The following is a 26,762-nucleotide window of genomic DNA, read 5'->3' on the forward strand; positions in this document are numbered from 1 at the left end:
GCCGCGTCACATCCGGACCGGTCGCCTTGTCTCCTTTGACATGAGGATCGTCGTCGTCGGTGGTACCGGTCTGATCGGGTCGATGGTTTCGGCCAGACTCGCGGAGCGGGGGGTGGATCATCGCGTCGCGTCGCGCGCGACGGGCGTGAACTCGTTCACGGGCGAGGGGCTCGCGGAGGCGCTCGACGGGGCGGATGTGCTCGTCGACGTGACCAATTCCTCGTACACCGACTACGCGGGCGCGCAGGAGTTCTTCACCGGGTCGACCCTCAACCTGCTGAGCTACGGCGCCGCGGCCGGGGTGTCGCACCACGTGGCCCTCTCGGTGGTCGGCACCGACCGTCTCGCCGCCTCGGAGGGCGGGTACTTCGCCGCGAAACTCGAGCAGGAGAAGCTGATCCAGAGCTCGGGCCGCGCCTTCTCGATCGTCCACGCCACCCAGTTCTTCGAGTTCCTGCTGAGCATCGCCGAGGCCGCGACGCGTGACGGGGTGGTCCGCGTCTCGCATGCGCTGATGCAGCCGATGGCCGCGGACGACGTGGCGGATGCGGTGCTCCGGATCGCCGCCGGCGCCCCTACCGGGGGCATCACCGAGTTCGCGGGCCCGGAGCGCTTCCGCCTCGACAGCGTCGTGCGCACCCGCCTGTGGGTGCAGAACGACCCGCGCCAGGTGGTGGCCGATCCGCTCGCCACCTACTTCGGCACGAACCTCACCGAGGATGAGCTGCTCCCCGCCGAGGACGCCGTGCTCATGCCCACCCGCTTCGACGATTGGATCCGCGATGTCCGCTGACAGCTTCGAGTACCCGGATGCCGCAGGGTATCCGGACGGCATGGGCTTCCTCGACGAGGGCACGACGCCCGGGCGGGCGCCGTCGGTCGGGTCGGCCCAGTTCCTCACTCCGAGCGCCGAGGCCGACGTCGATCTGCGCGTGGTCGACGACTCCGCGACCGAGGAGTACCACGCCGTCATCGGCGACCGCGAGGTGGGCGTCATCCGCTACTCCCGCCTCTCGGGCAGCCCGACGGTGCTGCGCTCGACCTATGTCGACCCGCAGCTGCGCGGCCTCGGCATCGGCACCGCGTTCGTCGCCCACGTGCTCGACGAGCGTCGTGAGCGCGGCGAGCGCGTCATCGTGCAGTGCCCGATGATCCGGGCGTTCGTCGAGTCGCACCGGGAGTACGCGGACGTCGTGGTCCGGTGAGGATCGTCGTCGTCGGGGGCACCGGCCTGATCGGCCGTCAGCTCGTCGCGTTCCTCTCCGCCGCCGGGCATGACGCCGTCGCGGCGTCGCCGGGCAGCGGGGTCGACTCCTTCCGCGGCCGCGGGCTCGACGGCGTGATGAGGGCCGCCGAGGTCGTCGTCGACGTGTCCAAGCCGCACAGCTACGACCCGGATGAGGTTCTTGATTTCTTCACCACCTCGACCCGTCGGCTGCTCGAGGCGGAGGAGCGGGCCGGGGTCCGCCATCACCTCACGCTGTCCGCCGTCGGCACGGAGCGGCTGCCCGACTCCGGTTTCTACCGGGCCAAGGCCGCCCAGGAGGAGCTGGTCGGCCGCGGAGCGATCCCCTTCACCCTGGTGCGTTCCACGCAGTTCTTCGAGTTCGCCTGGGCGATCGCCGGGTCGGCCACCCGGGAGGGCACGGTGCGCCTCCCCTCGGCACCGATGCAGCCGATGGCTTCGCGGGATGTCGCCGGAGCGCTCGCGAGCATCGCGACGCAGCGGCCGGTGCTCGGGTTCACGGAGCTGGCCGGCCCGGAGGTGATGGGTATCGACCGGTTCGTCCGCACCGTGCTGCGTCATTTCGGCGATCCGCGGCCGGTGCTCGCCGATGCCTCCGCCGCCTACTTCGGCGGGCACCCGGGAGCCGAGACGCTGCTCCCCGGCGCGTCGGCGCGCCTGAGCGCGACGACGTTGGCCCGCTGGCTCACCGGGGAGGGCTGATCGCTCCCGTCGTCATCGCGCCGCGATGGCCTCCAGACGGCGCGCGCCGTCGAGCTCGCCGAGTCGGGCGACCTCCAGCACGGCCTGAGCGAACGCGAACGGCGCCTCCTGCGGGAGGTTGTGCCCCGCCCGCGGGATCTGGTGGTGCACGCGCGGGCCGGTGAAGCGGGATGCGCTCGGCGATCCGTCCGTCGCCGGGAAGTTGCCGTCGGCCAGCCCGTCGAGGGTCACGGCGGGAACGCGGATCGCGGGCAGGGTCGAGAGCACGGCTTCCTCCGGCTCGTACTCGTCGGCGCCGGCCACCTGTCCGAGCCGGTGTCGGTAGGAGTGGATGACGACGTCGACGTAGTCCGGGTTCCGGAACGCCTCCGCCGAGCGTTCGAGCATGGCGTCGTCGAAGAGCCAGTCGGGCGAGTTCCGCCGCCAGATCACCTCGGCGATCTGCGTGCGGTGCTTCTCGAGCCCCGCGTAGCCGCGATCGGTGAGGAAGTAGAAGAAGTACCAGAACCCCGCTTCGAGCTCGGGGTCGAGGGGCGACATCGAGGCGGCGATGTCCTGGATGAGGTAGCTGTTCACCGAGACGATGCCCTCGACGCGGTGCGGCCAGAGCGCGGCCGCAACGCAGGCCGCGCGCCCGCCCCAGTCGTATCCCGCGAGGATGGCCCGCGGGATGTCGAGCGCGTCCAGGAAGTCGATGACGTCCTTGCCGAGGGCGGCCTGCTGACCGGAGCGGGGCGAGGTGCGCGAGAGGAACCGGGTGGGCCCGTGCCCGCGCAGGTACGGCACGAGCACCCGGTAGCCGCGCCCGGCGAGGATGGGGGCGACATCGACGTAGCTGTGGATGTCGTACGGGTAGCCGTGCAGCAGCACGACCGGTTGGCCGTCGGCGGGGCCGAATTCGGCGTAGGCGATCTCCAGGACGGGGGTGGTCACCGTGTGCAGCGGCTCGAGCCGCGTCTGTGCGTCTTTCATCTCAGTCTCCCTGTCGTCCGGGTGGCGCCGGGTCACGGCGCCACCCGGAGCGGTTCAGGACACGGCCTGGACGGCCTCGAGGATCGTCTGGGCGACGGCGTCGGGCTGCGAGACGGTCAGCGCGTGGGACGCGCCGGGGATCTCCTGCCCGTTGCGGGCCGCGGCACGCTCCACCTGGAAGCGCTGGAGCTCGGCGGGGATGTTGAGGTCCTGCTCGCCCCAGATGAACCAGCTCGGCAGCTTCGACCAGGCGGGGCTCGCGGTCGCGAGCGGCTCGGTCAGCGCCTTCTCGGTCACCGGGCGCTGGGTCGCGCCCATCCGCCCCGCCACCTGCACGTCGACGTCGGCCGCGAACTGCTGACGGAAGACGTCGCGACGGATGGCGAACTCGTTGCCGCCGGTCGAGACCGGGTAGGCGTTCAGCGCCTCGCCGAGCGTGCTGCCGGGGTACTTCGTCGACAGCTCGAAGGCGTTCTCACCCTGCGCGGGGGCGAACGCCGAGACGTAGACGAGCGCCTTGACGGCGGGGTGGGTGCCGGCCTCGGTGATGACGAAGCCGCCGTAGGAGTGGCCGGCCAGCACGACGGGGCCTTCGATGCTGTCGAGCACGTCGCGCAGGTAGGCGGCGTCGCCGCTCACGCTGCGCAGCGGGTTGGCGACGGCGACCGAGGTGACCTTGTTCTCGTAGAGGCGGCCGATGACGTCGTTCCAGCTGGCCGACTCGGCGAAGGCTCCGTGGACCAGCACGACGGTGGGGGTACTCATTGTTCTCTCTCTTCTTTCCGGTGGGTGGGGTGTTGCGGTTCAGTCGGTGCCGAGGGCGTGCCGCAGCACGGTGACCGCCTGGGCGACGGCCGCCGAGGTGGCGGCGGTGGCGCGCAGCGGGTTGAGCATCATGAAGTCGTGGATCGTGCCGTTGTAGCGGACGGACACCGTGCGCACGCCGGCCTCCGTGAGCTTCCTGGCGTAGGCCTCGCCCTCGTCCCGCAGCACGTCGTTCTCGTCGACGATCACGAACGCCGGCGGGAGGCCGGCGAGCTCGTCGAGACCGGCGCGCAGCGGCGACGCGGTGATCTCGGCGCGCTTGTCGAGCTCGGGCAGGTAGTTGTCCCAGAACCACGCCATCCCCTTGGCGGCGAGGTAGCGGCCCTCCGCGAACTCGCGGTAGCTGTCGGTGTCCTGCGCCGCATCGGTGACCGGGTAGTACAGCGACTGGTGCACGAACCGCACCGTGCCGCGCTGCTTGGCCAGGAGGGTGACGGCGGCGGTCATGTTGCCGCCGACCGAGTCCCCCGCGACCGCGAGGCGCGAGGTGTCGAAGCCCTCTGCCGCGCCGGATGCGGTGATCCACTCGGCGACGGCGTACGCCTGCTCGATGGCGACGGGGTACTTCACCTCGGGCGAGCGATCGTACTCGACGAACACGACGGCGGCCGTGGCGCCGACGGCGAGCTCGCGGACCAGACGGTCGTGCGTGCCGGCGTTGCCGAGCACCCATCCGCCTCCGTGGATGTAGAGCACCACCGGGAGGAGGCCCTCGGCCCCGGGGGGCGTGACGATTCGGGCCTTCACCTCGCCGACGGCGGCCGGGACGGTGACCCAGCGCTCGTCGATGTCGAGCTTGTCGATCGGTGCGGCCTGGAGGTCGTCGAGGACCTTGCGGGCGCCTTCGGTGCCGAGCTCGTAGATGTAGGGGGGCTGCGACGTCGCGGCGACGATGTCCGCCGCCGCGGGTTCGAGTGCGTGTGCGCTCATGGGTTTTCGACCTTTCGTTCTTCGTGGTGCGTGGCCCCCGAACGGGGGGTGACACCAGGAGAGACCGCGTGGTCGCCCTCGCTGTGACGCAACTGGAGGGAGGAAGGCTCATCGGCCGCTCTCTACGAGAGGAGACCGGGCCGCGCGTCGGCGTGTGACCGCCGGGCCGACGGATCAGGCTGCGGCGCTGATGCGCTCGAGCTTCGCGGGGTTGAGCAACCAGAACAGTCGCACGATCCCGTCGCCGGATGCGCAGATCGAGAGGATCGTCACCGGTTCACCGTCGGCGACGATGGCGATGGCGGGCTCGGAGTTGATCTCGAGCTCGTGCACCTCGATGCCGGCCCAGAACCAGCGCGAGAACGCCGCCACGAACTTGACGACCCGCTCCCGGCCGATGATCGGGATCCGCGCGGCGTGCACCACGTCTCCGCCGTCCGAGTAGCTCACGACGTCGGATGCGAGCACACGCTCGAGCTCGTCGATGTCGCCCGAGCGCGCCGCGGCGACGAAGGCGCGCAGCAGCGTGCGATGCTGCGTGACCGGGACCGACCGCCGGCGGCCGGATGCGACATGCTCGCGGGCACGGCTCACGAGCTTGCGCGTCGCGACCTCGGTGGTGTCGAGGATGCGCGCGATCGCCTCGTACTCGTACCCGAACGCTTCCCGCAGCACGAACGCCGCACGCTCCGACGGGGAGAGCGCCTCCATGACGACGAGCAGGGCGAACGACAGCGACTCGTTGTGCTCGGCTTCGAGCTCGGGGTTGGCGTCGGTGTCGATGGGCTCGGGAAGCCACGGTCCGACGTAGGTCTCACGGCGCACGCGCGCCGACTTCAGCACGTTGATCGCCGCCCGCGTGGTCGTCGTGACCAGGAAGGCCTCCGGATGCTCGACCTGCTCGCGGTCGTAGTCGTGCCATTTCAGCCAGACGTCCTGCACGACGTCTTCGGCGTCGGAGATGGTGCCGATGACGCGGTACGCGATGCCGAAGAGTCGCGGGCGAAGCAGTTGGAACCGGCGCGCCACCTCGTCCAGCTCGGTCGGCGCGTGGGGGGTGGTGACCTCGTCTCGGGCACGGCTCAGGTGGTCGTGTCGGAGCGTGAGGTTCTCGTCATGTGACCGCATGTGGAGCTCTCCCTCGTGTGCTCGCCCACACCATACCCCTGTACCACGAGGGCGTGTCAATAGGTTTCTTTTATTTAGAGTGCTAGGTTTCTCGTATGAGCGACGACACCGGCGGGGCGATCCCCCTCAGCGAGATGGTCTGCTGGAACCTCTACCAGGCATCCCGCACGGTGACCGCCGAGTACCGTCGGCTCCTCGAGCCGATCGGCCTCTCCTACCCGCAGTACATCGCGCTCGCGTGCCTCTGGGAGTACGGCGACCACACGGTGGGCGGGCTCGCCGAACGCCTCAAGGTCGAGTACGGCACCATCACCCCGCTGCTCAAGCGTCTCGAACACCAGGGCCTCGTGAAGCGCACGCGCAGCGCCACCGACGAGCGGACGGTCGTGGTGACGTTGACCGACGAGGGGGATGCGCTGCGCCGGCACGCGCCCGACGTCTACGCGGGCATCGTGGAGGCGTTCGGGTTCACCCCCGAGCGTTCCGCGGAGTCGCTCGCGGTGCTGCGCCAGATCGCCGGGCGCGGCACGCCCACGTCCTGACCGCACGCGTCACACCTCCCGCGACAGCACGGTCTCCCTTGAGGAGCAACGTGCTCCGGAGGAGTGACCATGCACATGCGCGAGCACCGCATCACCACCAACGTCCTGATCGTCGGCGCCGGAGGTTCCGGCCTCCGCGCAGCCATCGAGCTCTCCGAGCGATACGTCGACGTGGTCGTGGTCGGGAAGAGACCGCGCATGGACGCCCACACGTCGCTCGCCGCGGGCGGCATCAACGCCGCCCTCGGCACCATGGACCCGGACGACAGCTGGCAGCAGCACGCTGCGGACACGATCACCGAGAGCTACCTGCTCGCCGATCCGCGCACCGTCGTCCATGTGGCCGCGGGAGCCGAGCGGGGGATCCGGGACCTCGAGCGCTACGGCATGAGCTTCGCCCGAGAAGACGACGGCCGCATCTCGCAGCGGTTCTTCGGCGCGCACACCTACCGACGCACCGCCTTCGCCGGCGACTACACGGGCCTCGAGATCCAGCGCACCCTCGTGCGGCGCGCCGAGGAGCTCCGCGTGCCGATCCTCGACTCCGTCGACATCACCCGGCTGCTCGTCGACGACGACGTGGTGTTCGGCGCCTACGGCTTCGATCTGCACGACGGGTCGCGCTACGTGATCTCGGCGGATGCCGTCATCCTCGCGACCGGCGGGCACACGCGGATCTGGCGTCGCACCTCGTCCCGGCGGGACGAGAACACCGGCGACTCCTTCCGCCTCGCGGTCGAGGCCGGCGGACGCATCCGCGACGCCGAGCTCGTCCAGTTCCACCCCTCCGGCATCATCGAGCCCGAGAGCGCCGCGGGCACCCTCGTGTCGGAGGCGGCGCGCGGTGAGGGTGGGATCCTCCTCAACGCCCTCGGCGAGCGCTTCATGAGCCGCTACGACCCCGAGCGGCTCGAGCTCTCGACACGCGACCGGGTGGCGCTGGCGGTCTACACGGAGATCAAGGAGGGGCGCGGCACCCCGAAGGGCGGCGTGCTGCTCGACGTCTCGCATCTTCCCCGGGAGACCATCGAGAAGCGGCTCCCCCGGGTCTACCGGACCCTGCTCGACCTGCAGATGGTCGACATCACGACGACGCCCATCGAGATCGCCCCCACCGCCCACTACTCCATGGGCGGCATCTGGGTTCGCCCCGAGGATCACGGCACCGGCATCCACGGGCTCTACGCCGTCGGCGAGGCGTCGAGCGGTCTGCACGGCGCCAACCGCCTCGGCGGGAACTCGCTCATCGAGCTCCTCGTCTACGGTCGCATCGTCGGCGAGGCGGCGGCCGAGTACTCGGGGGCGCTCGTCGCGCAGCGGCGGTCGGCCGCCCGGGTCGCCGAGGCGCGTGCCGACGTCGATGCGCTTCTTGAAGCCGACGGACCCGAGAACGTGCGGGTGCTCCAACGGTCGCTCCGCGAGACCATGACCGAGCACGTCGGCGTCGTGCGCGATGACGTCGGACTGCGGACGGCGTTGCGGGAACTGGACGGCATCGAGGATCGCGCGACGCGGATCGGCGTGCACCCGGACCTCGCCGGCTTCCAGGACCTGGCACACGCCTACGACCTGCGTTCGTCGCTGGTGGCGGCACGGGCGACCGTCGAGTCGGCCCTCGAGCGTCGCGAGACCCGCGGCTGCCACAACCGCTCGGACTTCCCCGACCTCGACCCGCGCCTGCAGGTCAACCTGGTCTGGTCGGGCCCGGGGCGTATCGCCCAGGAACCCGTCGAGCCGATCCCCCACGACGTGCGTGCGCTCATGCGGGACGTGTCGACGGTCGGAAAGCTCGTCGAGTAGTTTTCCGACTTTTTTCTCCGAACCCGTCACACAGGCCCCTCGTGCGCGGTCTCTCTGTTGGGAGCGGTGCGTCACCGCTCCGGAGGGGGCGTGCGGTGGAATCCGAACTCGCGACCGCGTTGGCCGTCTACCAGTCCGCGCGTGGGCGGCTCTTCGGGGTCGCCTACCGGATGCTGGGCAGCGTCGCGGAGGCCGAGGACATCCTCCAGGAGGTGTGGCTGCGTTGGCAGCGCGTCGATCACGCGACCGTGCAGGAGCCCACCGCGTTCCTCGTCACCATGACGACCAGGCTGGCGATCAACGAGCTGCAGTCGGCTCGGGTGCGCCGGGAGTCCTACATCGGTCCGTGGCTGCCCGAGCCCGTCGACACCAGCGCCGACCCGACGCTCGGTGCGGAGAGGGCCGAGGCGCTGAGCTTCGCCGTGCTGCTGATGCTCGAACGACTGACCCCCACCGAGCGGGCCGCGTACGTTCTGCGCGAGGCGTTCGCCTACTCCTACGAGCAGATCTCGTCGGTCGTCCAGGTGTCGGAGGTCGCCACGCGTCAGCTCGTCAGCCGCGCTCGCAAGCATCTCGCACTGGAGCGGCATCGCGAGGTGCCGAAGGCGGAGCAGCGGCGCCTGCTCTCCGCATTCGTGACGGCGGCGACCACCGGCGACCTGCGCGACCTCGAGCGGCTGCTCGCCGAGGACGTCGTGTCCTACTCGGACGGGGGCGGCCTGGTGCGCGCCTCGCGCATCCCCGTGGCGGGTCGCGAGACGGTCGCGAAGTTCGTGCGTGCGTTCCAGTCGCACTTCTGGAACGGCATCGACGTCGTGGAGGCCGAGGCGAACGGCCAGCCGACCGTCGTCCTCTCACGCGGGGACGACACCATCGCCGTGCTCGCGCTCACGACCGCCTCCGACGGGATCAGGCAACTGCTGTGGATGATGAATCCGCAGAAGCTCGGGGCCGTGGCGTCCCGTGGTCGATGACTCCCCGGCCGCCCGTCTTCGCACCGCCCTCGAATCACGGGATGTTCCGGCCGTTGCGCAGACCCTGGGGCGGCGGGTGTTGGTGGTGCACGACCACGGCGACAGCTCGAGCGGGATCTTCCGGGGGCGGCGCTCCGCCGCGGCCCTGATCGGCATCCTCGAGCGCGTCGGGGCGACCGCGGTGCAGCAGTCCGCGGTCAACGGCGAACCGGGCATCGTGCTGCGTGATGCCTGCGGCGATGTGGTGGGCGTGCTCGCACTCGACCCCGGTCGCCGACGTTTCCGCAGCGTCTGGGTGTGCACGGCGCCGCAGAAGCTGCGCGGCTGGCGGCGCAGCGATCCCGCCGACGGCGATGTCACATCCGAGGACCCCCCGCTGTCCACTCTGTGAGCGGCCGATCCGCCGGTCGCAGGCGAAAGGGGACACCATGAAGATCGTCGTCATCGGAGGCAGCGGCCTCATCGGCTCGAAACTGGTCGCGAGGCTGCGCGACGCGGGCCACGAGGCGGTCGCGGCCTCACCGAACACCGGGGTGAACACGATCACGGGCGAGGGGGTCGCGGAGGCGCTCGTCGGCGCGAGCGTGGTGATCGACGTCTCGAACTCGCCCTCCTTCGAGGAGCAGGCCGTGCTCGACTTCTTCACGACGTCGACTCGCACCCTGCTCGACGCGGCACGGACCGCCGGCGTCAGCCACTACGTGGCCCTCTCGGTGGTGGGCACGCAACGGCTCGACGAGAGCCCCTACTTCCACGCCAAGATCGCGCAGGAGAAGCTCATCGCCGACGACGGCATCGGGTACACGATCGTCCACGCCACCCAGTTCTTCGAGTTCGTCAGGAGCATCGCCGACGCGGCCACCGCCGACGGTGTCGTGCGTCTCTCGCACGTCGGCATCCAGCCGATGGCCGGCGACGACGTCGCGGCGGCGGTCGCCCGGATCTCGGTGCAGCACCCGAGCAACGGCATCGTCGAGGTGGCGGGCCCCGAGCGGTGGCGTCTCGACGACCTCGTCCGCGTCGGGCTCGAGTACATCGGCGACGGACGCGTCGTCATCCCCGACTCGCAGGCGCGGTACTTCGGTGCGCTCCTCGCCGACGACGCCCTGCTCCCCGGACCGGACGCGCAGCTCTCGTCGACGCGCTACGAGGAGTGGCTGCCCGACAACCCTCCGCCCGCGCGATGAGGGGCATCCGCCTGGGAGACGGACTCGAGGTCCCCGCGATCGGCCTCGGGGCGATGGGGATGAGCGCCTACTACGGTCCGACCGACGAGCGCGAGGCCGTGGACACCCTGCGCCATGCCCTCGACATCGGCGTGCGTTTCATCGACACCGCGGAGGCGTACGGGCCGTTCGAGAACGAGCGACTCATCGGCCGGGCGCTCGGCGGTCGACGCGACGAGGTGATCATCGCCACGAAGGCGTCGGCCGAGATGGATGACGACGGCACGATCCACGGGCGCAACGGCACGCCGGAGTACATCCGGCGTGCGTGCGAACGTTCGCTCCGACACCTCGGCATGGACGTGATCGACCTCTACTACCTGCACCGCGTCGACCCCGCGGTACCGATCGAGGAGAGCGTCGGCGGGCTCGCGGCGCTCGTCGCCGAGGGGAAGGTGCGTCACATCGGTCTCTCCGAGGCGTCGGCGCCCACGTTGCGCCGCGCGCAGGCGGTTCATCCGATCGCGGCGGTGCAGTCGGAGTTCTCGCTGTTCGCGCGCGACATGCTCGGCAACGGCGAGAAGAGCACCGCGGACGAACTGGGGATCGGGGTGGTCGCCTTCTCTCCGCTCGGGCGTGGGGCACTCACCGACCGGATCAGCTCGCTCGAGGCTCTCGCCGCGGACGACGCCCGCCGGGGACTGCCTCGGTTCCAACCGGAGGCGTTCGCCGCCAACCGTCGACTGGTCGAGCGGGTGCATGAGCTGGCCGCGGCCCACGATGCCACGGTCGCTCAGATCGCTCTCGCGTGGGTGCTCGCGCACGGGGTGGTCCCCATCCCCGGAACGCGGAGCCGCGATCGCCTCGACGAGAACGCGGCGGCCGCCGACCTCGTCCTCAGCGAGACCGAGATCCGCGACCTCACGGACGCGTTCCCCGCGGCGGCGATCGTCGGATCTCGCGACGGGGTCGACGCCCCGGCGGGAACCGACCGCTGATCAAGCGAGGGATTCCCCGAACCCGGTGGTCGCCCGTAGAAATGGGGGCACCGCCACGCGAAACCTGCAACCTATTTACAGGCTAAGCAACGCGACAGTACAGGACCACAATAATCCCAGGTCAGAACCGTCCTGCAGGTGTGCAGCCGTAGAACGGCCCCAGTCCATATGCTCAGCACATGACCAAGGCGCCGCCTTCTGATGCGAAGGCTCTTTTTTCTTCATCCGCCCTGTGGCGACATCAGCAAGACGCGGCCTTGAGCGTCGAGTCCTTTCTCACGAACCCCCACTCCCCGAGCTTCGTGGTGTCGATGCCGACCGGGAGCGGAAAGAGCGGTGTCATCGCTGTGGTCGCCCAAGCCATCGCGACAAAGGCAGACGTCCTGCTCTTGACCCCTTGGGCGGCCCTCGTCAGTCAGTTGCAGGATGACGTTGCAGAGCGGTTCTGGCGTCACAGTGGGTTCGAGGTCACTGGCATGCTCCGGCCAGTTCGCATCTCCCCGTCGAATGTTGAGCGCCACCTGGAGTCTGCAGAAGGTCCGACCATATGGATATCCACTTTCGCCGGATTTCATGGACTTACCGACGAGTCGAAGTCTGTCTTGGCGGCTCGCCTCGGGGCTGTGCTCATCGACGAAGGTCACTATGAGCCCGCAAAGTCCTGGGCGAAGTCGGTCCGAAGCCTACAGCGCCCCATAGTGCTTTTCACGGCAACCCCGTTTCGAAACGACTACAAGTACTTCGCGGTCGAACCTGGCAACAGCCACCACTACTCCTTGGCCCAAGCGATCGACGACGCGATCCTACGAACACCTATCTTCGATCAGATCGGCACCGACGACCTCGGCGGCTTCGTCGACGGGCTGATTCAGTTCGCCTCAGGCCGACTCGAGCCAGATGATCGCATCATTGTCCGATGCGCCACGGCGGCGGAGATCCGTTCCGTTGTCAGCACACTCAATCAGCGGGGCGAAACTGCGATCGGAGTCCATGAACGCTTCGGCACCAAAGAAGCACCGCTCGGCCTCCTCAACCGAGTGCCTCGTGAACATGGTGCTCGCTACTGGGTTCATCAGTTCAAACTCATCGAAGGCATTGACGATCCGCGCTTCAGATGTCTTGCTTTCTACAGTCCCCTCAAGAACGGTCGGTCGTTCGTCCAACAGGTCGGACGAGTCCTCCGCGGACGCAAGTACTCTCCAAACGCATGGGTGCTTGGACCCGATGTTGAGCACATGCGCCAAGACTGGACGTCCTTCTTGGACTTCGATCTCGCGAACGACGCATCGCAACAAGTCCTGCCGTCGTTCCTCGATGCATTGCCGAATGCCAGCTACATCGGCGGATCCTTCCGGCGACCGATCGGTTCCGAACCACTTGAAGCCGCGGACCTGAGCTTGCCTAAGGCTGTGACCGTCATGCTGGCACCCGACGGAGTCGACGTGGAGACGATGACACTTGCGTTGATCCGAGAGGCGCTGGAGGAGCAAGACTGTTTTCTCGTCAGCGAACCCGTCAGGGTTCAGGGGGCCGACTTCGAAGGTTCATCGTTCACAGCCTTCGTTCATATGTCAGCTCACCCATCTCCCTTTCTTCGACGCCAACTCTTTCTCAACGTCGAGCTCGGCGTAACAACTGTCACCATTCGCGGTACCCGGGTCTATCTTCAAAGTTCCGTTCGACTGCCGCTCGAAGATCAGGGGTACCGCTACGAACACATCGGCCAAATGAAGCTGGCGTTCCCGGGCCAAGGCAACTTCCAGCAAGTCACGCTCGCCAACACCGACATGTCCGTCACGGCGGAGCGCACGCGGACCCAGGCCGCCGCGTCGTTGTCACTGCTCGCGCCCGATCTCGGCGACTACATGAAGGCACCATCGACGATCGTCGGCATGGCCGAGAGCGTCGATATCTACGGCTCCTCCTCCAAGCAAAGTCGCTATGTCGGTTTCGGGAAGGCCCGGGTGCGCGAAAGCGGTCGGATGACAGTTGAGCGATATCTGTCGTGGCTGGCAGTCGTGGATGGCGCTCTGTCGAGTCACTCGGCAGAGCCCGCGTTCTTCTCGCGCTACGCCCAGGAAGTCGAGTGCGCGGACCCCGACGCAAGGAACGTATTGATAAGCCTTGATCCTGAGGTGATGTCGCAGTTCGCAGCCGACAACGGAGCCGGTCAGTTGCAGATCGCAGAGCAGTGCGTTGACGTCGTAGATGGCATGTTGCAGCTCGAAGTGGCCGGGCTGCCCGACCCACTCGCTGCTGAACTTCGATGGGCGGACGGGCGATTCTGGTTCGATTGCGTGGGTATTGACGAAAGGTTCAGGTCCGCCACCGACCCTCGATTGTTCTCGGACTTGATCACGCAGGAGCAAGCGTTCAGCGTTCTAGTTGAGGACAAGAAGAGCCCTGGGGAGATTAGCTACTACTCAGACCGGCGGTTCGTCGTACCTCGTGCGGATCTCTCGGCTGGCCCCGAAGCGGGTATCGCCCTCAAGGATCTGTTGCGCGCAGAGGTTCCTGCAGGCGTTACGAGCGAAAAGGGCGGCACAGTCCCAGGGCTTGATGGATGGGAGACCGACAGCCTGTTCGACTTGATCTGCAAACAGGTGGATGGCGGCGATCTCTTCGGCGTGCGCCTACCTGATGACGTGCTTCTTGTCTGCGACGACTCGACAAACAGTGAAACCGCGGACTTCTACCTAGTCGACTCAACGAGCAAGAGGTTGGCCGCAATCCATGCGAAGGCTAAGTCCGGAGTGCCAGGCTTCGGCGCTTCCGGTCTGCACGAGGTTGTGGCCCAAGCACAGAAGAATCTTCGACGCATGGTGCCGGGCGGTGGTGGTGTTGATCGCCACGAGACGGCCGTGCGCTGGACAACAGATTGGCGACTGAATGGCGACACACAAGTCGTACGACGCGTTAGGAGTGAGCACACACCCGAGGAGGCCGCCGATCTGCTCGTGGCCGCCCTGCGAGACCCCGGGTACTCTCGGGAAGTTTGGATCGTGGTATCCGGAATCCTGAGCAAACAGAAGCTGTTGGATGGCACCAACGCAAAGGAGTTGCCGGCGCTGCAGGCTCTGTACCTGATTCAATCTGCGTGGGCGTCGGCGGGCTCGATCGGCGCGAGACTCTCAATCATCTGCAACGACTGAGGAGGCCCCGACATACGAGCCCCGAGCGCTGAGCGCGCGAGGTTTGCTTGCACGCCCGTCGGGCTAGAAGTCCATCGCAGCAAGCTCGTTGACCACGGCGGCGCTTGTAACCGACATGCCGACCCACCCCGCGACAGCCGCGAACCAGAAGGGGCCAGGGCCTGCCAGATCTTCGTTCAAGTCGCGCACAAGCCAACTGCTTCCGCTTCTGGCCGCGAATCGGCGGCCGCCAACTCGAAACGCAATCGAGACGACGAGATTCCGTATCGCCCTACGGCGGTTGCCTCGGTCGGCTACGTGAAACCGGAACGCGATACCGAACATCAGGCGCGCGAGCGCGACGACAATGACGCAGAGCAACACCCCGCTAAGGAGCCAGAGAATCTGACTCCGAGGGCTGTCCGCGCGCAAGTCCGCCTGCACCGCAAGTGTTCCGAGGGCCCCCACGACAGCCACGACGAAGGTTCCGAGTCCTCCGCGAACCAGACCTCCCAGCTTGGAAAGCTCCCGAGCGAGTACCGATCTCGGTACGTAGTCCTCGGGCCTCAATACCGAGCCAACCGCCAACAACCCGATCCCAGCGATGGCGCTCAGCGCGATTAGGGACACCACGGTCCACGTAGCAAACTGGGTGATCAGTCCGGCACAGTAGGTGATCGCAACGCACGCGATCCAGATGAAGAGCGGGGACGCGAACAGCATCGCACGGCGGCGAGGGGACGACGTCGAAGGCGCCCGACTCATGCTCCGGGTCTCCGCTGCATGAGCGTCCTGAGCCGCTCGCGGAGCCTTCGCCACGACTCCGGCCTAGCGCGACGCGCAGAAACGCGACGCGTTGTTGGGATCGTCAAGGGAAGGCGTCGGTCTCCGTCAGCGACTCCGTTCTCGTAACTGCAGAAGAGTCCGGAGTGGGCATCGACGTGTTCGAGGTGGTGCGGAGCAAGCATGTATCGCAGGGGACCCGGAACCCCCATTCCCGCAGGGGAGGCTACCAAGCTGACGAACTGGGCGAGTTGGCCGGCGCTCACGGATGCCGCAAGGAGGGCGACGTTGGGGCTCCCTGTCATGGGTTCGAGCCCCGCTCGTTCGATGTAGCTAGGGTCGTCAAGCAACCCGTTTCGGTCGAGCGTGAGTTCGTTCACGCGCAACTGGCCGTTGCACTGCAGGCACGGCCTGCCGGGCACCAGGGTGTGGACGCGCCACGTACCACCGCGCATCTCGCCGTTCGGGAAGGAGTCGAGGGCGATGCCTCCATCAATAACTGGGATGAGGTCGGCGTAGGCAATCGCGTTCAATACTGCGCGGGGCCAGGGGCGATCCACGCAGGAAAAGATGACGTCGTAGTCCAGCGCCGCCGCCAGGCCATCGTGCTCGGTGATGCTCATGTCGTGCGCTTCGACTTCGAAGTTGTCTGCGGTTGCCGCGCTGAGCGCGAGACGTGCCGCCACTTCGGTCTTGCGCCTTCGCGCCTGGGCGTCTGCTCGAGTGGCACCGACCATTCGATCGAGGTTCAACTCTTCGACGGTGTCGATGTCCATTACGCCGAGACGTTCGATCCCCGTAGCTGCTATCCGCACGGCGATATCGAGCCCGACGCTGCCGACGCCCACCACGAGGACTCGAAGGCGGGTGATACTCGCCTGGCGAGCTGGACCCCATGCTGAGACCGTCCGTCGCTGTGAGGCCGTCGCGGCCGGACGGGGCCTGAGCTGGTCGTTCCAGGTGACCGCCAGTTGGGGCCCCACAACCCTTACCGATTCGCCGAAGAGCGGGGCAGACGCGCCATTCCACACTCGCGCAGACCATGATGGACCGGCAGTACCAAGGGTCATGCCGACGAGCGGTTCGCCCGTCACCGCTCGCGCGACGCGTTCGTACTCAGACTCGGTGTTCCGATCAGGGCCGCTGAGGCCCTGCCATTGCGAGGCCCCCGGATGTGAGTGCAGAAGAACTATGCCCTCCCCACGGTCCGCTGCCTCGGTCGCGGCACGAAGCACGTAGGCGCCAGTGAACGAAGCGTTGCCGTGGACGTACCGCTCGCCTTCGCGCGGGAGGATGACCCGTCGCACGAGGGCCGTCTGTCGCGCCGCTCCAGTCGACCAGACGTAGGTCGCGATGCAGACGTCTTCATCGCCGTCGTCGCGCGTCAGGTGGCGCGCGAGTTCTCGTTCAACGTCACTGGGAATAGCAACTGAGAACCTCATCCGATGGCCCCCGACACGAGGCCCCGGACATGAGCGAGCCAGTTCAGCGCCGGCGGGCGATCCATCGACCATGCTCCGATGTCGCGCGAGTGGCGCAGCCATCCCGGAAGGCAGTCGACGTTGTCGGTGTTCGTCGACTCGAATCTGACTTCTTCCGGAAAATGAACCCAATGCGGCGGCAATGCGGGCCAGCCGCCGAGCTCGTTGATGCTCACCGCCGTGCCGACCGCCGTGCCGACGCGCGCCCCCGCGACTGCCTCGATGCCGTAGACAACGGCGGGGCCGTCGACGCGCGCCTCGATCCCTTGCTCGGCGAGGTCCGCGATGAACGCCGAAGCTCCCGCGTCCTCCGCCGCTCCCATCAGGCGACCGGGCTGCTCTGTTTGAGGGAGACGAACACGTCGCCTTCATGGATCTTTACGATCGCGCGATCTTTGAACACCTTCGGCTCATGGCCGTCCTTGACCCTGGCGATGTCGTAGGCCGCCGGGTCGAGGCCCGCGAGTCGGAGGAGCGAGGCGGCTTCCTGATCGTCGTCGCGCGTCGAGTGCTGCACGCCGTCGATCGTGAAATGCAGCGTCACCCGCTGCTTGACCGATACGAAGGCATCCCCGTCCTTGAGGTCGATGACCTTGCCGTCACCGAACTCCTTGGGCTCGCCGCCCGGAACGAGGCGCGCCAGGTTGTACTGGTCGGGATCGCGGCCGGCGAGCCGGAGAAGGCTGGCCGATTCCTGGTCGTCATCGCGGGTGGTGAAAGTCTCGCCGTCGATGGAGATGGAGATCTTCTTCCGTCGCGAGTCCTTCGCAGTCTCGCTGTCCTGGCTCAAAGTCATCAGTGCTGCTACCTCTCGGCGTGCCGGGCCACCCCGGGATTGCGATTTTCGCAACCACTCACACGCTACAAGGACCTTGCGATTTTCGCAACTAACCGAGATCGCGAGGGAACGCAGGCGGCCTGCGCAGCGTGCGCTGCTTGGCCGCCATCTCCTCGCAGATGTCGAAACCCTCGCTAGCTGAGAGCGAGTTCCAGGCCACGAGCGACTCGATCACGTCTCGCGTGTCCAGAACAGGGACGTCAAATCCATCGAAGATCCGGTGAGCGTCGAAATCGTCGGTGAGGAAGGCTGCGCCCTTGAACTCAGCTCGGTTCAGCACGACGAACGTCTCGCTCTCACCTAGGTGCTGCAGAGGCTTCGTGGGGTCGCCAAACATGTGAAGGGTCCGGAAACGCTCGATGCGCGCGATCTCGCCGCGTTTCGTGGCGGATACTGCCGCACCGAACCAGTCCTCAGACACAACAAGCTCGAGATCCTGGTGGATCGCAACTCCACGCTTCACCTCACCCTCGACGCTTTGCACCCAGCGCCCGCGATCACCGAGGAACTCACGCAGGAGCGGCATGCGCCGCACCGCCGCGAAGTTGCAGAGGACAGTCGTATCCGGAAACAGGAACATGAGTCGCAACGCTCGGGTAGCGGGTACGGGTTACGGGGCGTAGATGTCCTCATCCTCCGACGGCAAGTCCAGGTCGATGCCCGGTTGCGCGAGATAGAGGTCGAGGTCGTCGTTCAAGAGTTCCCGCCATGCCCATTCGGGTTGCCCCGTGAGCTCCACGAGTGGCTTCGAAGTGATCCGACCTTCTCGGTATGCCGTAAGGAAGTCAGCCACCATGTGGGTCGGCGCCCAAGCAGCTTGGGCGGCAGCTATCTCCTGCGCTTCGATCTTGCTCGAGCCAGTGGCGTCGATCGAATCCCGGGTTCGGAAGCGTCGGAAGCGTGCGAATGTCACTTGGTCAAGTAGGCCGAGCTTGTTCAGACGTACAGCCATCGAGCTCGGAGAGACCTTGAAGCGAAGTATGAGCCGATGAAACAGCTCGACAGTTACCTTCTCGCCGGCGACTTCCTGCTCGATCAAACTCTCTGGCATCAGGAAGGCCGCAGCGAATGCGTTTGCTCGCTTCTCCTTGTGAGAGTTGTCGATGCCGGGGCGCAACTCCTCTGCCAGGGCGTAGTCGCGTGCATCGGCCCAAAGAACGTGGCCGAGTTCGTGCGCCAAGGTGAAGCGGCGTCGCGTCCAGTTCTCGGTAGTGAGTAGAAGAATCAGACGCAGATGGTCGTTTTGGAACGACAATCCATCAAAGCCGACCGGCAGCTCGGTGCTGTTCGCGATGTCAACCCCGAATGCTTCCTCAACCGCACTCACGAGTTCGACAGTCGATGTGAGAAGTACGTCGGGATTGAGTTGCTCGAGTGCCCACTTCGCCATGGCTTCGCCTTCGTCGACGAACCACCCGTTCTGCTTCAACTGCGGAAGAGCCTCTGGCTCCGGCCTGATCCCCAGCTCGATTAGAACCTCAGCGGCGTTCGCGAAGCGCGAAGCGATCTGCTGGGCTTCATCCTCGTATTCGACCGTTTCAAGGCCGATTGCACGCGCGGCGAGACCCAGGCGTTGCCGTTGCGTCCCGGTGGAGAGCCAGTCGACTGTCGTTGAACCAAGGTCGGCGATTACCGCGAGCTCAAAGGCACTTAGACGACGCTTCCCGTTCAACGCTTTGGACAGTTGGTCGACCGGCATGCCAATAGCCTCGGCGAACTCTTTGTTCGACATCCCGAGCTTGCTAATCACGGCACGGACACGGTCTGCAGTTGCAGAGTCCATGGGGGTGATGCTAGTGGAGAGTGCGATTATCGCAATGGGTATTCGCTGAATGCGGCGTGTCGCTTCCCCCCATTGCACAGCACATGGCAGGCACGCTGCGACCAACGAGAGTTCTCGAACTCCGAAACCTGTTCAACGGCGCACACGGTGCTCACCCTCCCCGAGCGATCACCCGATAATGCAATCCCGGGACGCGGAGGCCAGACGAGTTGATCAGGTGGCGGGAGTCCTCGGAACACGGCTTCAGCGATCAGATTCGCACCAGTCCCGAGAGCCCCCGCACAGAACCGTCCTAGTTGGGCAGCGGCACGAGGACCCAAGGCGACTCGTCGGTCGCTTCCGTAACGCGCTGGTGTGGGACCACCACGACCGGCCCGTAGATCTCGCCCGCGCCGTCGAGGTAGATCGCTGACGCGTACGGGTTGAGTCGCATGCCCTTCACGTAAGGGCCGGCGTTGTGCACGTAGGCGTCCGCGGAGGGAAGGAACCCGGAGATGCGCTCGATCCCTCCCCCGATCGCTTCGCGGATCTGCTGCGCCTTGTCGCGCCAGTCGCCCTCCAGGTGCAGTTCGGTGATGGTGCCGTCCACGTCGATACGGAACGCGAGGGTGGTGAGGTTTGCCATGGAGCTACTTCCGGTTCGGGGCATTTTGCCCGTCGAGTTGTTGTCAACGGGATATATGCCGCCAAGCTCGAACCGGTTGCGACTTCGGTACGGCAACCACTCCATACCGCCACGGGAGCATCCGGCAATGCGCGAGAGCATCCCGGCGCTGCCTTCGAGCAACACGCTACCCGGGAGATTCGGTTGGCAGCCGTGTCAACAGACGCCCCTTCACCGGACTCTTCACCGGACCAGTCTGTTGGGACGGTTCAGTCCCCATGAACCCTGGAAGGACGAGAGCGACCTCACTGTCCCGGGTAGGGAACCTCCGGTGGACACCCTGGATGAGCCCCCGGCGGCCTTCTGCGAGTACCGTTTGGCCAAGGAAGGACGGGAACAGATGGGCACCGCTGCTTCAGTCCTCCCAGCACCGCGAACGCACAATGCCGCGCCCGTGCTGCACCTCGACACCTCGGTGTGGGTGGCTCTCTCGCGTGCTCGGCTTCACGCCGACGATCCATTCCGCGAGCTTTGGGGCCACCTGCTTGAGGCCACCGAATCCGGGCGAGTCCAAGTCGCGTTGTCGAACATGAACTACCTCGAGGTATGGAACCGGCGTGCAAGAGCATCAAGAGATGACCTCGGACTAACGATCGCGATGCTGTCCGGGTACGTCTCGTTGCGCGACATAGATCAACTCACCGGAGCGGAGGTCTCACTCGCGATCGACGCTCGGCGAGAAGGCGGCTTGGAACAGCAGCCGAAGCGACTGCCGCGATCCTGGGTTCTGGGCACAGGAGTCCGCCACGCGTTCAACTCTGAAATGGGGAGATACCGTTTCGTCGAAACCCTCGAATCGAACGCCGAACCGGAAGGCCCACCGGTAGAGCCGCCTCCGGAGCTTGTCAGCTTCTTCTCGCTCCTCGAACCACGCAACTTCGAGTGGATTCAGTTGGTCGGATCGGATGACGGCCACAACTTCGCGGGCGTCGACTTCCGCCCCACTCACCGCCATGGAGACGAGTGGGTCGATCAGCAGGAAGCACTCCGTCGATTCGTGCAACGCGTGGCAAGCGACGACTCACTGCTGTACCGAGCAATCATCCTTCAGCGACTCGAAGCAATCCGACCGTCACTGATCGAACTCACGTCGCTCGACGAGTTCGTCAATCTGGTGCCGTCCCCCGCCGCAGGTGTGTCCCTGATCGGAAAGGTCCCCATTGAGCACGTCGTTGCCGAGCTCCTCTTTCAAGCACTTCGCAACCCGGCGTACAGCTTTCGGCAACACGACCAGGCAGATATCTACGACCTGGCCCACTCGATCCCCTATTGCGACGTCGTCGCCGCCGACAAGCACTGGGCTCATCTCGCCACCGCCGGCCATCTCGACAGCGAGTACAGAACAACCGTCCTGAGCGGGATCGGAGGTCTGGCCAAGTGGGCTGATTCGGCACTCCACTGACCAGCTCCTGGGCAGTTCCTTCTCATTGTTCGATCGCGAGCTGTTCTTCCCCGACACGTTGTAATCGGCTGAGGTGAGCGAAGACCTCCGGGAACGATGTGGGTAACCGCACTCAGATCGTTTCCACGGCGGTCTTCGTGCCTCACGCTAACGCGCCATTCACTCCGGAGGGCAGGGCTCGCCTTGACCTCCTCATCGTCGGTTAAGGTCTGTTCGCCGCACCTCATGGCGCTCGGGGACGGGACTGCTGAAGGTGGAGGGCCGCTGCCTTGCAGGAAAACCTGCAACGCGCGCCGCAGGTTTTCCTGCAACGCAGCCCTTGCGCGCGGCCGTCTTGCGTGAGGACTCCGGGTGCTTTTCTCCAGCGAACGAAGGATCTCTGTCTGAAGGTGTGAGGATGCGCGGCGTGTCTGCCCTACGCGGCGCACGCCATTTGGCGTGCAGCGTCGAGGAGGATGAGGACGAGCTTTGCGCGACGCGGGTCGAGACGACCGGCACGGCAATCCTCGAACGCGCGCCCGAACCAGCGCGCGTAAGCGAACTCGACCGGGTCGGCAGAGTTGAGCTGCGGCAGACGCCGCGCAGTGAGCATCCACGACTCGAGCTCCACAGCAGTAACCAGCCACCGCGCGTCATGCACGCTCGAGACGAACGCCGGACTCTGCTTCAACCGCTGCTTCTGGAAGGCGTTGAGGTCAGCGGAACGCTGCGCGTAGAGCCAGTTCGCGACTGAACGCTCACCCGCGTCCGCGCTCCTACGGCTTGGGAACCGGCGATTCTCGGCAACGAACGACTCGGCACGGTGAAGTGCCTCCACCCAGGCGACCGCGCTGCGCTTCACGGGAGCCGGGTACGCGTGAGGGAACAGGATCGAGCGCTCCGCACGCTTCGTGCGACGACCCTCGAGATCGAGCTCGATACCCGCCTCCTTCACCGCGGTCAGCGCTGCGTCCCAGAAACGGACAAAGGCGTCGTGGTTCATGTGTGATGCTCCGAATCTCGGGCCGGGATGGCCCGTCGGAGCATCTGTGCGCGGCACTGTGCGGCATCTGCACGGTCACGAGATTTCGTCGTTGCTGACGAGAGATACCGGATAGATGGCCAGCCCACCCCCGACGCTTTGACGCCCACACCGCACCGTCTCGGCCGCCACGCCCAGCCTCGCGTTGGATCGGCTTGCGGCACCGATGAACCTCGGCTCATCTGCCACAGGTCGATCGGTCGATTCAGGCGCCCCATTTGGCCGCGACCCCGCGAATCGATGACTCCTTACCCGCGGGGATTACTCCTCGTCGCCATCCAGTGCCTGGCTTCGCTCGAGGATTCCGGACCACACCGGTAGGTGTCCGCTGCGGAGTTGGCGGAGTTGTCGAGTCGTCACGCCGAGGCGCGCAGCGATGTCTCGTTCCGAAGCTCGTCCCCGAAGCACCTCTCGCAGCACTCGGGTGCGCTTGCGCGCCACGGGCGGGTCGAGGAGCACGACGTCCCGCAGCTGCTGGGTACCCAGGTTGAGCACCGCAACACTTCCGGACTGCGTCTCCGCGGCAAGGACCTCGCTTCGAACCGTCACCGCGCGCCCCTCGGCGTCGTGGATCTCGGTCGTGGTGCTGACGCGCTGGTGGTAGTGGCCAGAGAGGATGAGGCCGCGGTCGGACATCGCCTCAGCTGCAGCGTTCTGGAAGCGGTCCTGAATGCGGGTGGCGTAGGCGATCCCAGAGTCGGAGAACGCCCCGCTGGTGAGAGTAGCGGTGAGTGCTGCCGAGCGCGGCGCGTCATGGGCGAGGAGGATGTCGACCGGCCCGCCCTGGGCGAAGGCGTGCAGCGTGTCGTCGTCGGGGGCTTCTTCCGGCCACCAGCTTCGACCCGGAGTGCGGATGCTCCGGTCGGGACTGCCAGCGCCGCCGAGCACCGCGATCGCAACCCCAGCCGGCGTGGTCATTCGGTATCCGTGCGGAAAGTAGAAGATCCGTGGACTGAGCCAAATGCGACCCACAGCATCGGACTCGCGATGGGCCAAAACGCCGTAACCCTCATGGTTCCCCAGAACGCAGCCCAACTGGTCGATGCCGAGCATCTCGAGAAGGGAGTCAATTCGGGCGATCTTCGCCCGCTCCGACGGATGCCCACTCCAAACGAGCCCTGCGTCGCCAAGCTGCCAGACGCGACGAATGCCAGGCTGGGCTTCGGTGAGAGCAACGAGCGCCGAAAGGATGAAGTCAAGGTTCCCGTGGGCATCACCGAGCAGCCCCACCGAACCATCGGCGACAACCTCCGGCTCATGGCTCATCGAAGCTCCTTCCGTCGAGGGTGCCTCGGTTGTATCCCGAGCTTCGGACATCGAGAGTGGGATCGAAACCGACGCATCGACGGTTCGCGAGGCAGCCCGGTTGCCGGGCTACTTTCCTCCGTTGTAGCTCTGCGCCGCGATTCGCGCGGCGAAGTCGGTCGCCCGCTTCATGCGCACGGCCACGACGTCGGCGGTGCCGTCGCTGGCGGTACATTGCGGATGTGTGGCGGTTCACTCGGCCCCGGCAAGGGCGCGAGCCAAGAGGGTGCGTTGAAAGTCCGATAGGTCCGCTACACGTTGCCGCCGAAGCCAGAGACCAAGCCGACGCTCACGGAGTTCGGGAGCATGGTGGCTCGGCCGCCGACCAGCCGCTTCCACGAAGTCCACAACCTCGTAGAGCGACGTATCCCAGCGGGTAGTTCGCGGCTCGAAAGAGAACGCATGAACGTCCATTAGCCGGTCGCGCTGGTATACGCAGAGAGCGCATTGGTCACGGCGTTGCCGCCTGACCCAGTGCCCAAGGTGACGCTCGACGGGGTCGTCCGAAAGAGGACTGGGCATGCGGGAGTGAACTCGCACCCAGCTTTCAAACGCCGCGCAGTTGCGAAGCCATGCGATGACCCTCGGTGGACCATTGTCTGAGCTCTCAGCTCGGTGAAAGGCCAGACAGCGCTCCTCGTCGAGTGTCCTTTGCCGAGGTTGCTTTCGTTCGAGTTCTGACCAGCGGAGTGCGCGTCGATCAAGTCCGTTCACTCCCTTCTAGTGCGCGGCACTAGGTGGGACTCTTTCGGCCACATCGATTCGGGCTGCGCGGAATGCTTCCAATCCGAACGGAACGGAGGAGCTCGTATGGAGCCTGCGGCTGTCGAAACGCAACTGATGATCACGGCGTCGGGATCCGCCTACCTCATCGATCTCGCAGAAATGCGCCTCATGCGCGTCCCTCGCCGAGAGTCACAGCTGTCTGTGGATCTGAGGCGCGACGGAGAGTGGCTGAAGGTCTTGCATGTTCGGCAGATGGAGGTCGGCGGGCCAGCGGTTTTCGTCCTCGAGCCACTGGGGGATCCCGCGATCACCTACGCAACGACACGCGTCACAACCGACGTGGTGTGGCTGGGTCGCCCCGAGGACTTCCAGGGATGAGCCTGCTGTTAGCTGGGCCGGAGCTTGATCTGCGCCTGGACCTGGCACTCTTTCCCGCACGCGCGCTGCATTGGATCACGCCACAAGACGAGGGGGGTGTGCGCAACGTCGAGCATCTACGCGAGTTGATCGGACTGATCGGGTCGGACCAGGGGCGCGAATGGTTGGTCGTGGACTCCGACCTCGGGATCTATGCCCAATCATGCGGCAACCAGCGTGGCCTCGCCGTCGAGATCGGATTCGACGACCACCCGCACCTGGTAGCGCCACTTGCGGCGCGCAGCTGGCCTCGCGTCGATGTCGGCGTGGGTGCGTGGCAGTACTTGGCGCATCCGACCGAGCTGCACACCCCAAGTGCAACCTTCGGCCTTTTCGCCGACTGGCTTTACGACCGCGTGTTCTCGCCCGGATTCGAACTGCGAAGCATCGAGGACCGCGACTGCAGGTGGCTCTGGTGAACCAACAACCTCACTCGCGTCCGGCCGAGTCGAAGAACAACACCACGGAGGAGAAGCAAGTGAAAACTGCGAAGAGTCGCCTCGGCCCCGTCGAGAAGGCCATCCAGGCTCGCGACGCCCAGGCTGTCCTGAGTGCGCTGTCTACGCGTGCGCAGCGCGAGCCGAGCACCGGCTGCCTGCGCTGGACCGGCAATCGGCGCCCGAACGGGTATGGCATGACCGGGCGCGGAACCACCAACCGGTTGGTCCATCGCACGGTCGCGTGGGCGGTGGCGGGGTTCCCAGGTGAGATGCGCGATTTCCCGCCTGTCCACCACTTGTGTGGGACCCGCGATTGCCTCGAGCCGACGCATGTCCGGCCTGCCACTGCGCTCATCAACGTGCTCGAGGCGTCAGTGCGGAACGCAGTCTTTCGTCGAGTACGCACCCTCGAAGACGCTTTGCGATCGCTGCAGCCGGATCACCCCGCACTGACGTTCCCCCCTCTCGCCGAAGCGCCTGAGCCCCTCCTCCGGGCGGGGCGGGTCTTCGAGACACCCCGGGAGCGTTTGAAGCGCAAGGAGGCGAGGGATGCCTTGGCCTCGAGGCGTCGAGAGAACGCGACCGCCAGATTCCGGCAGGTCATCGAAGTGCAGCAGCTGACTGCAACCGGCACCAGCGAGCGCGACGCTCTCGTGCGGGTGGGGCTTGGGCGAAGGGTTTACCAGCACTGGGCAAACGAGTTGAAGGTCTGGCTCGAGGAGGACTCGAAGTGACCGATTCACATATCTCTGGCGAGTTGCCGGGCCCGAATCCGGCTGGCGGCCCGATGGAGGTCGCCGAGCTCACGTTCGCGGACACAGGCGTGTGGCTCGTGCACACGGCCCACTCCATCCACCGGATCGACCTCGACTCGATGACGGCGCAGCGAATGCCCGGGAAGGACGCGAACCCGTACAAGTTCGAAGTCGAGGTGCTGCGGCTCCGCAGTATCACCAACTGCATCGTCGGCGGTCCCGCCTACTTCACCTACGAGGCGGACGACGACTCGGTCGACTTCCGGTGGGCGGTCACGACGCCGATCGTCCGCATCGTTCGGGAGGTGGCCGAGTGACGCGCAACCAACCCCAAGTCGTGACCGAACTCAAGGACTCGGCCATCGGGTCCTGGAAGGTCACGACGGAGCACTCCATCTACCTGCTCGACCTGACGAACCGGACGGGCGTGAGGCTGCCCGAGTCGCCGGAGGCGAGTGAGCTCCGCCGGGATGAGGGGGAGTTCGAGCTGCTCCGGATCTCCCGGTGCGAGGTGGGCTCGCCGATGATCCTCTGGATCGAGCTGTCGGTGCCAGAGGTCTTCGCGACGACGCGCCAGACGACCAATGTCGTCTTGATCGAGCGACTCTCCGATGAGCGGTGAGGCGTCCAGCGGCGAGGACGGGCGCCCCGTCCGCGAGCTGTCTCCAAGTCGAGACCGGCGTGTATGGCCGGTCATGGCACCACCATCGCCGGCGCCGGCCGAGCGGCCCGA

Annotated in this window: 30 protein-coding genes; 17 read left to right on the top strand and 13 right to left on the bottom strand. The window is 66.3% G+C overall.

Features of this window, described 5'->3' with window-relative positions; translation table 11 throughout:
- Positions 1 to 112 precede the first annotated feature (112 nt).
- Genes D7I47_RS02185 through D7I47_RS02195 form a run of 3 tightly spaced genes read left to right on the top strand, consistent with a single transcriptional unit; the run spans position 113 to position 1,948 of the window.
- Positions 113 to 793, top strand: a complete 681-nt coding sequence (locus D7I47_RS02185; protein ID WP_227000794.1) for an SDR family oxidoreductase — start codon at positions 113 to 115, stop codon at positions 791 to 793.
- Complete coding sequence (locus tag D7I47_RS02190; RefSeq protein WP_157981578.1) at positions 783 to 1,205, top strand: GNAT family N-acetyltransferase; 423 nt, start codon at positions 783 to 785, stop codon at positions 1,203 to 1,205. Before D7I47_RS02185 ends, D7I47_RS02190 begins: the two co-directional genes overlap by 11 nt.
- Complete coding sequence (locus D7I47_RS02195) at positions 1,202 to 1,948, top strand: SDR family oxidoreductase (protein WP_120761522.1); 747 nt, start codon at positions 1,202 to 1,204, stop codon at positions 1,946 to 1,948. Before D7I47_RS02190 ends, D7I47_RS02195 begins: the two co-directional genes overlap by 4 nt.
- A 12-nt stretch (positions 1,949 to 1,960) precedes the next feature.
- Here the strand turns inward: D7I47_RS02195 and D7I47_RS02200 are convergent, their stop codons facing one another.
- The 4 genes from D7I47_RS02200 to D7I47_RS02215 form a co-directional block, all read right to left on the bottom strand.
- Positions 1,961 to 2,920 carry an alpha/beta fold hydrolase gene (locus tag D7I47_RS02200; protein ID WP_120761523.1) on the bottom strand — a complete coding sequence of 320 codons (960 nt, stop codon included), beginning with the start codon at positions 2,918 to 2,920 and terminating at the stop codon, positions 1,961 to 1,963.
- 54 nt (positions 2,921 to 2,974) lie between these two features.
- Positions 2,975 to 3,685 (bottom strand): alpha/beta fold hydrolase, encoded by a 711-nt coding sequence (locus D7I47_RS02205; RefSeq protein WP_120761524.1) that lies wholly within the window; start codon positions 3,683 to 3,685, stop codon positions 2,975 to 2,977.
- A gap of 39 nt (positions 3,686 to 3,724) precedes the next feature.
- The gene (locus D7I47_RS02210; protein ID WP_120761525.1) at positions 3,725 to 4,675 is read right to left on the bottom strand and encodes an alpha/beta hydrolase; all 951 of its coding nucleotides are present in this window, start codon (positions 4,673 to 4,675) and stop codon (positions 3,725 to 3,727) included.
- Positions 4,676 to 4,849: 174 nt separating this feature from the next.
- Complete coding sequence (locus D7I47_RS02215) at positions 4,850 to 5,803, bottom strand: RNA polymerase sigma-70 factor (protein ID WP_120761526.1); 954 nt, start codon at positions 5,801 to 5,803, stop codon at positions 4,850 to 4,852.
- Positions 5,804 to 5,898: 95 nt separating this feature from the next.
- On the opposite strand from D7I47_RS02215, the gene D7I47_RS02220 reads away from it, so the two are divergent.
- The 7 genes from D7I47_RS02220 to D7I47_RS02250 all read left to right on the top strand — a co-directional run bounded on the left by D7I47_RS02220 (position 5,899) and on the right by D7I47_RS02250 (position 14,435).
- A complete protein-coding gene (locus tag D7I47_RS02220) occupies positions 5,899 to 6,345 on the top strand; it encodes a MarR family winged helix-turn-helix transcriptional regulator (RefSeq protein WP_120761527.1) in 447 nt (148 codons plus the stop codon).
- 69 nt (positions 6,346 to 6,414) lie between these two features.
- Positions 6,415 to 8,145, top strand: coding sequence for an FAD-dependent oxidoreductase (locus D7I47_RS02225; protein ID WP_120761528.1), 1,731 nt, complete (start codon positions 6,415 to 6,417; stop codon positions 8,143 to 8,145).
- A 95-nt stretch (positions 8,146 to 8,240) separates the two neighbouring features.
- Entirely contained in the window at positions 8,241 to 9,119 is an 879-nt protein-coding gene (locus D7I47_RS02230) for an RNA polymerase sigma-70 factor (RefSeq protein ID WP_120761529.1), read from the top strand.
- On the top strand, positions 9,109 to 9,510 hold the full coding sequence (locus tag D7I47_RS02235) for a sigma-70 family RNA polymerase sigma factor family protein (RefSeq protein ID WP_157981580.1): 402 nt from the start codon (positions 9,109 to 9,111) through the stop codon (positions 9,508 to 9,510). The genes D7I47_RS02230 and D7I47_RS02235 overlap by 11 nt, the downstream gene beginning before the upstream one ends.
- A 37-nt stretch (positions 9,511 to 9,547) precedes the next feature.
- Positions 9,548 to 10,306, top strand: coding sequence for an SDR family oxidoreductase (locus D7I47_RS02240; RefSeq protein ID WP_120761531.1), 759 nt, complete (start codon positions 9,548 to 9,550; stop codon positions 10,304 to 10,306).
- Positions 10,303 to 11,283, top strand: a complete 981-nt coding sequence (locus D7I47_RS02245) for an aldo/keto reductase (RefSeq protein WP_120761532.1) — start codon at positions 10,303 to 10,305, stop codon at positions 11,281 to 11,283. Before D7I47_RS02240 ends, D7I47_RS02245 begins: the two co-directional genes overlap by 4 nt.
- Before the next feature lie 179 nt (positions 11,284 to 11,462).
- Positions 11,463 to 14,435 carry a DEAD/DEAH box helicase gene (locus D7I47_RS02250; RefSeq protein WP_120761533.1) on the top strand — a complete coding sequence of 991 codons (2,973 nt, stop codon included), beginning with the start codon at positions 11,463 to 11,465 and terminating at the stop codon, positions 14,433 to 14,435.
- A gap of 63 nt (positions 14,436 to 14,498) precedes the next feature.
- Here D7I47_RS02250 and D7I47_RS02255 read toward each other — a convergent pair whose 3' ends face one another.
- The gene (locus D7I47_RS02255) at positions 14,499 to 15,137 is read right to left on the bottom strand and encodes a hypothetical protein (protein WP_120761534.1); all 639 of its coding nucleotides are present in this window, start codon (positions 15,135 to 15,137) and stop codon (positions 14,499 to 14,501) included.
- A 38-nt stretch (positions 15,138 to 15,175) separates the two neighbouring features.
- A complete protein-coding gene (locus D7I47_RS02260; protein ID WP_264371278.1) occupies positions 15,176 to 16,045 on the bottom strand; it encodes a ThiF family adenylyltransferase in 870 nt (289 codons plus the stop codon).
- 414 nt (positions 16,046 to 16,459) lie between these two features.
- On the opposite strand from D7I47_RS02260, the gene D7I47_RS14975 reads away from it, so the two are divergent.
- The gene (locus D7I47_RS14975; RefSeq protein WP_227001012.1) at positions 16,460 to 16,630 is read left to right on the top strand and encodes a hypothetical protein; all 171 of its coding nucleotides are present in this window, start codon (positions 16,460 to 16,462) and stop codon (positions 16,628 to 16,630) included.
- Between the two features lie 5 nt (positions 16,631 to 16,635).
- Here D7I47_RS14975 and D7I47_RS14680 read toward each other — a convergent pair whose 3' ends face one another.
- The 5 genes from D7I47_RS14680 to D7I47_RS02280 form a co-directional block, all read right to left on the bottom strand.
- Positions 16,636 to 17,001, bottom strand: a complete 366-nt coding sequence (locus D7I47_RS14680) for a hypothetical protein (RefSeq protein WP_157981583.1) — start codon at positions 16,999 to 17,001, stop codon at positions 16,636 to 16,638.
- Positions 17,001 to 17,474 (bottom strand): hypothetical protein, encoded by a 474-nt coding sequence (locus D7I47_RS02265; RefSeq protein ID WP_120761536.1) that lies wholly within the window; start codon positions 17,472 to 17,474, stop codon positions 17,001 to 17,003. Before D7I47_RS02265 ends, D7I47_RS14680 begins: the two co-directional genes overlap by 1 nt.
- A gap of 91 nt (positions 17,475 to 17,565) precedes the next feature.
- Entirely contained in the window at positions 17,566 to 18,096 is a 531-nt protein-coding gene (locus tag D7I47_RS02270) for a hypothetical protein (protein ID WP_120761537.1), read from the bottom strand.
- 30 nt (positions 18,097 to 18,126) lie between these two features.
- A complete protein-coding gene (locus tag D7I47_RS02275) occupies positions 18,127 to 19,299 on the bottom strand; it encodes an XRE family transcriptional regulator (protein ID WP_120761538.1) in 1,173 nt (390 codons plus the stop codon).
- A gap of 292 nt (positions 19,300 to 19,591) precedes the next feature.
- Positions 19,592 to 19,924, bottom strand: coding sequence for a hypothetical protein (locus tag D7I47_RS02280; RefSeq protein ID WP_120761539.1), 333 nt, complete (start codon positions 19,922 to 19,924; stop codon positions 19,592 to 19,594).
- A gap of 433 nt (positions 19,925 to 20,357) precedes the next feature.
- On the opposite strand from D7I47_RS02280, the gene D7I47_RS02285 reads away from it, so the two are divergent.
- A complete protein-coding gene (locus D7I47_RS02285) occupies positions 20,358 to 21,365 on the top strand; it encodes a hypothetical protein (protein WP_157981585.1) in 1,008 nt (335 codons plus the stop codon).
- A gap of 415 nt (positions 21,366 to 21,780) precedes the next feature.
- Here the strand turns inward: D7I47_RS02285 and D7I47_RS02290 are convergent, their stop codons facing one another.
- Positions 21,781 to 22,347, bottom strand: coding sequence for a hypothetical protein (locus tag D7I47_RS02290; RefSeq protein WP_120761541.1), 567 nt, complete (start codon positions 22,345 to 22,347; stop codon positions 21,781 to 21,783).
- Between the two features lie 300 nt (positions 22,348 to 22,647).
- Positions 22,648 to 23,652, bottom strand: a complete 1,005-nt coding sequence (locus tag D7I47_RS02295) for a metallophosphoesterase (protein ID WP_120761542.1) — start codon at positions 23,650 to 23,652, stop codon at positions 22,648 to 22,650.
- An 849-nt stretch (positions 23,653 to 24,501) separates the two neighbouring features.
- Here D7I47_RS02295 and D7I47_RS02300 point away from each other — a divergent pair.
- Genes D7I47_RS02300 through D7I47_RS02320 form a run of 5 tightly spaced genes read left to right on the top strand, consistent with a single transcriptional unit; the run spans position 24,502 to position 26,651 of the window.
- The gene (locus D7I47_RS02300) at positions 24,502 to 24,795 is read left to right on the top strand and encodes a hypothetical protein (RefSeq protein WP_120761543.1); all 294 of its coding nucleotides are present in this window, start codon (positions 24,502 to 24,504) and stop codon (positions 24,793 to 24,795) included.
- Positions 24,792 to 25,253 (top strand): hypothetical protein, encoded by a 462-nt coding sequence (locus tag D7I47_RS02305; RefSeq protein ID WP_120761544.1) that lies wholly within the window; start codon positions 24,792 to 24,794, stop codon positions 25,251 to 25,253. The genes D7I47_RS02300 and D7I47_RS02305 overlap by 4 nt, the downstream gene beginning before the upstream one ends.
- The gene (locus D7I47_RS02310) at positions 25,241 to 26,008 is read left to right on the top strand and encodes a hypothetical protein (protein WP_157981587.1); all 768 of its coding nucleotides are present in this window, start codon (positions 25,241 to 25,243) and stop codon (positions 26,006 to 26,008) included. Before D7I47_RS02305 ends, D7I47_RS02310 begins: the two co-directional genes overlap by 13 nt.
- Positions 26,005 to 26,346, top strand: coding sequence for a hypothetical protein (locus tag D7I47_RS02315; protein WP_157981589.1), 342 nt, complete (start codon positions 26,005 to 26,007; stop codon positions 26,344 to 26,346). The genes D7I47_RS02310 and D7I47_RS02315 overlap by 4 nt, the downstream gene beginning before the upstream one ends.
- Positions 26,347 to 26,366: 20 nt before the next feature.
- Positions 26,367 to 26,651, top strand: coding sequence for a hypothetical protein (locus D7I47_RS02320; RefSeq protein ID WP_120761547.1), 285 nt, complete (start codon positions 26,367 to 26,369; stop codon positions 26,649 to 26,651).
- Positions 26,652 to 26,762 lie beyond the last annotated feature (111 nt).

The organism is Protaetiibacter intestinalis (assembly GCF_003627075.1).
In the GTDB taxonomy this organism is placed as follows: Bacteria; Actinomycetota; Actinomycetes; order Actinomycetales; family Microbacteriaceae; genus Homoserinibacter; species Homoserinibacter intestinalis.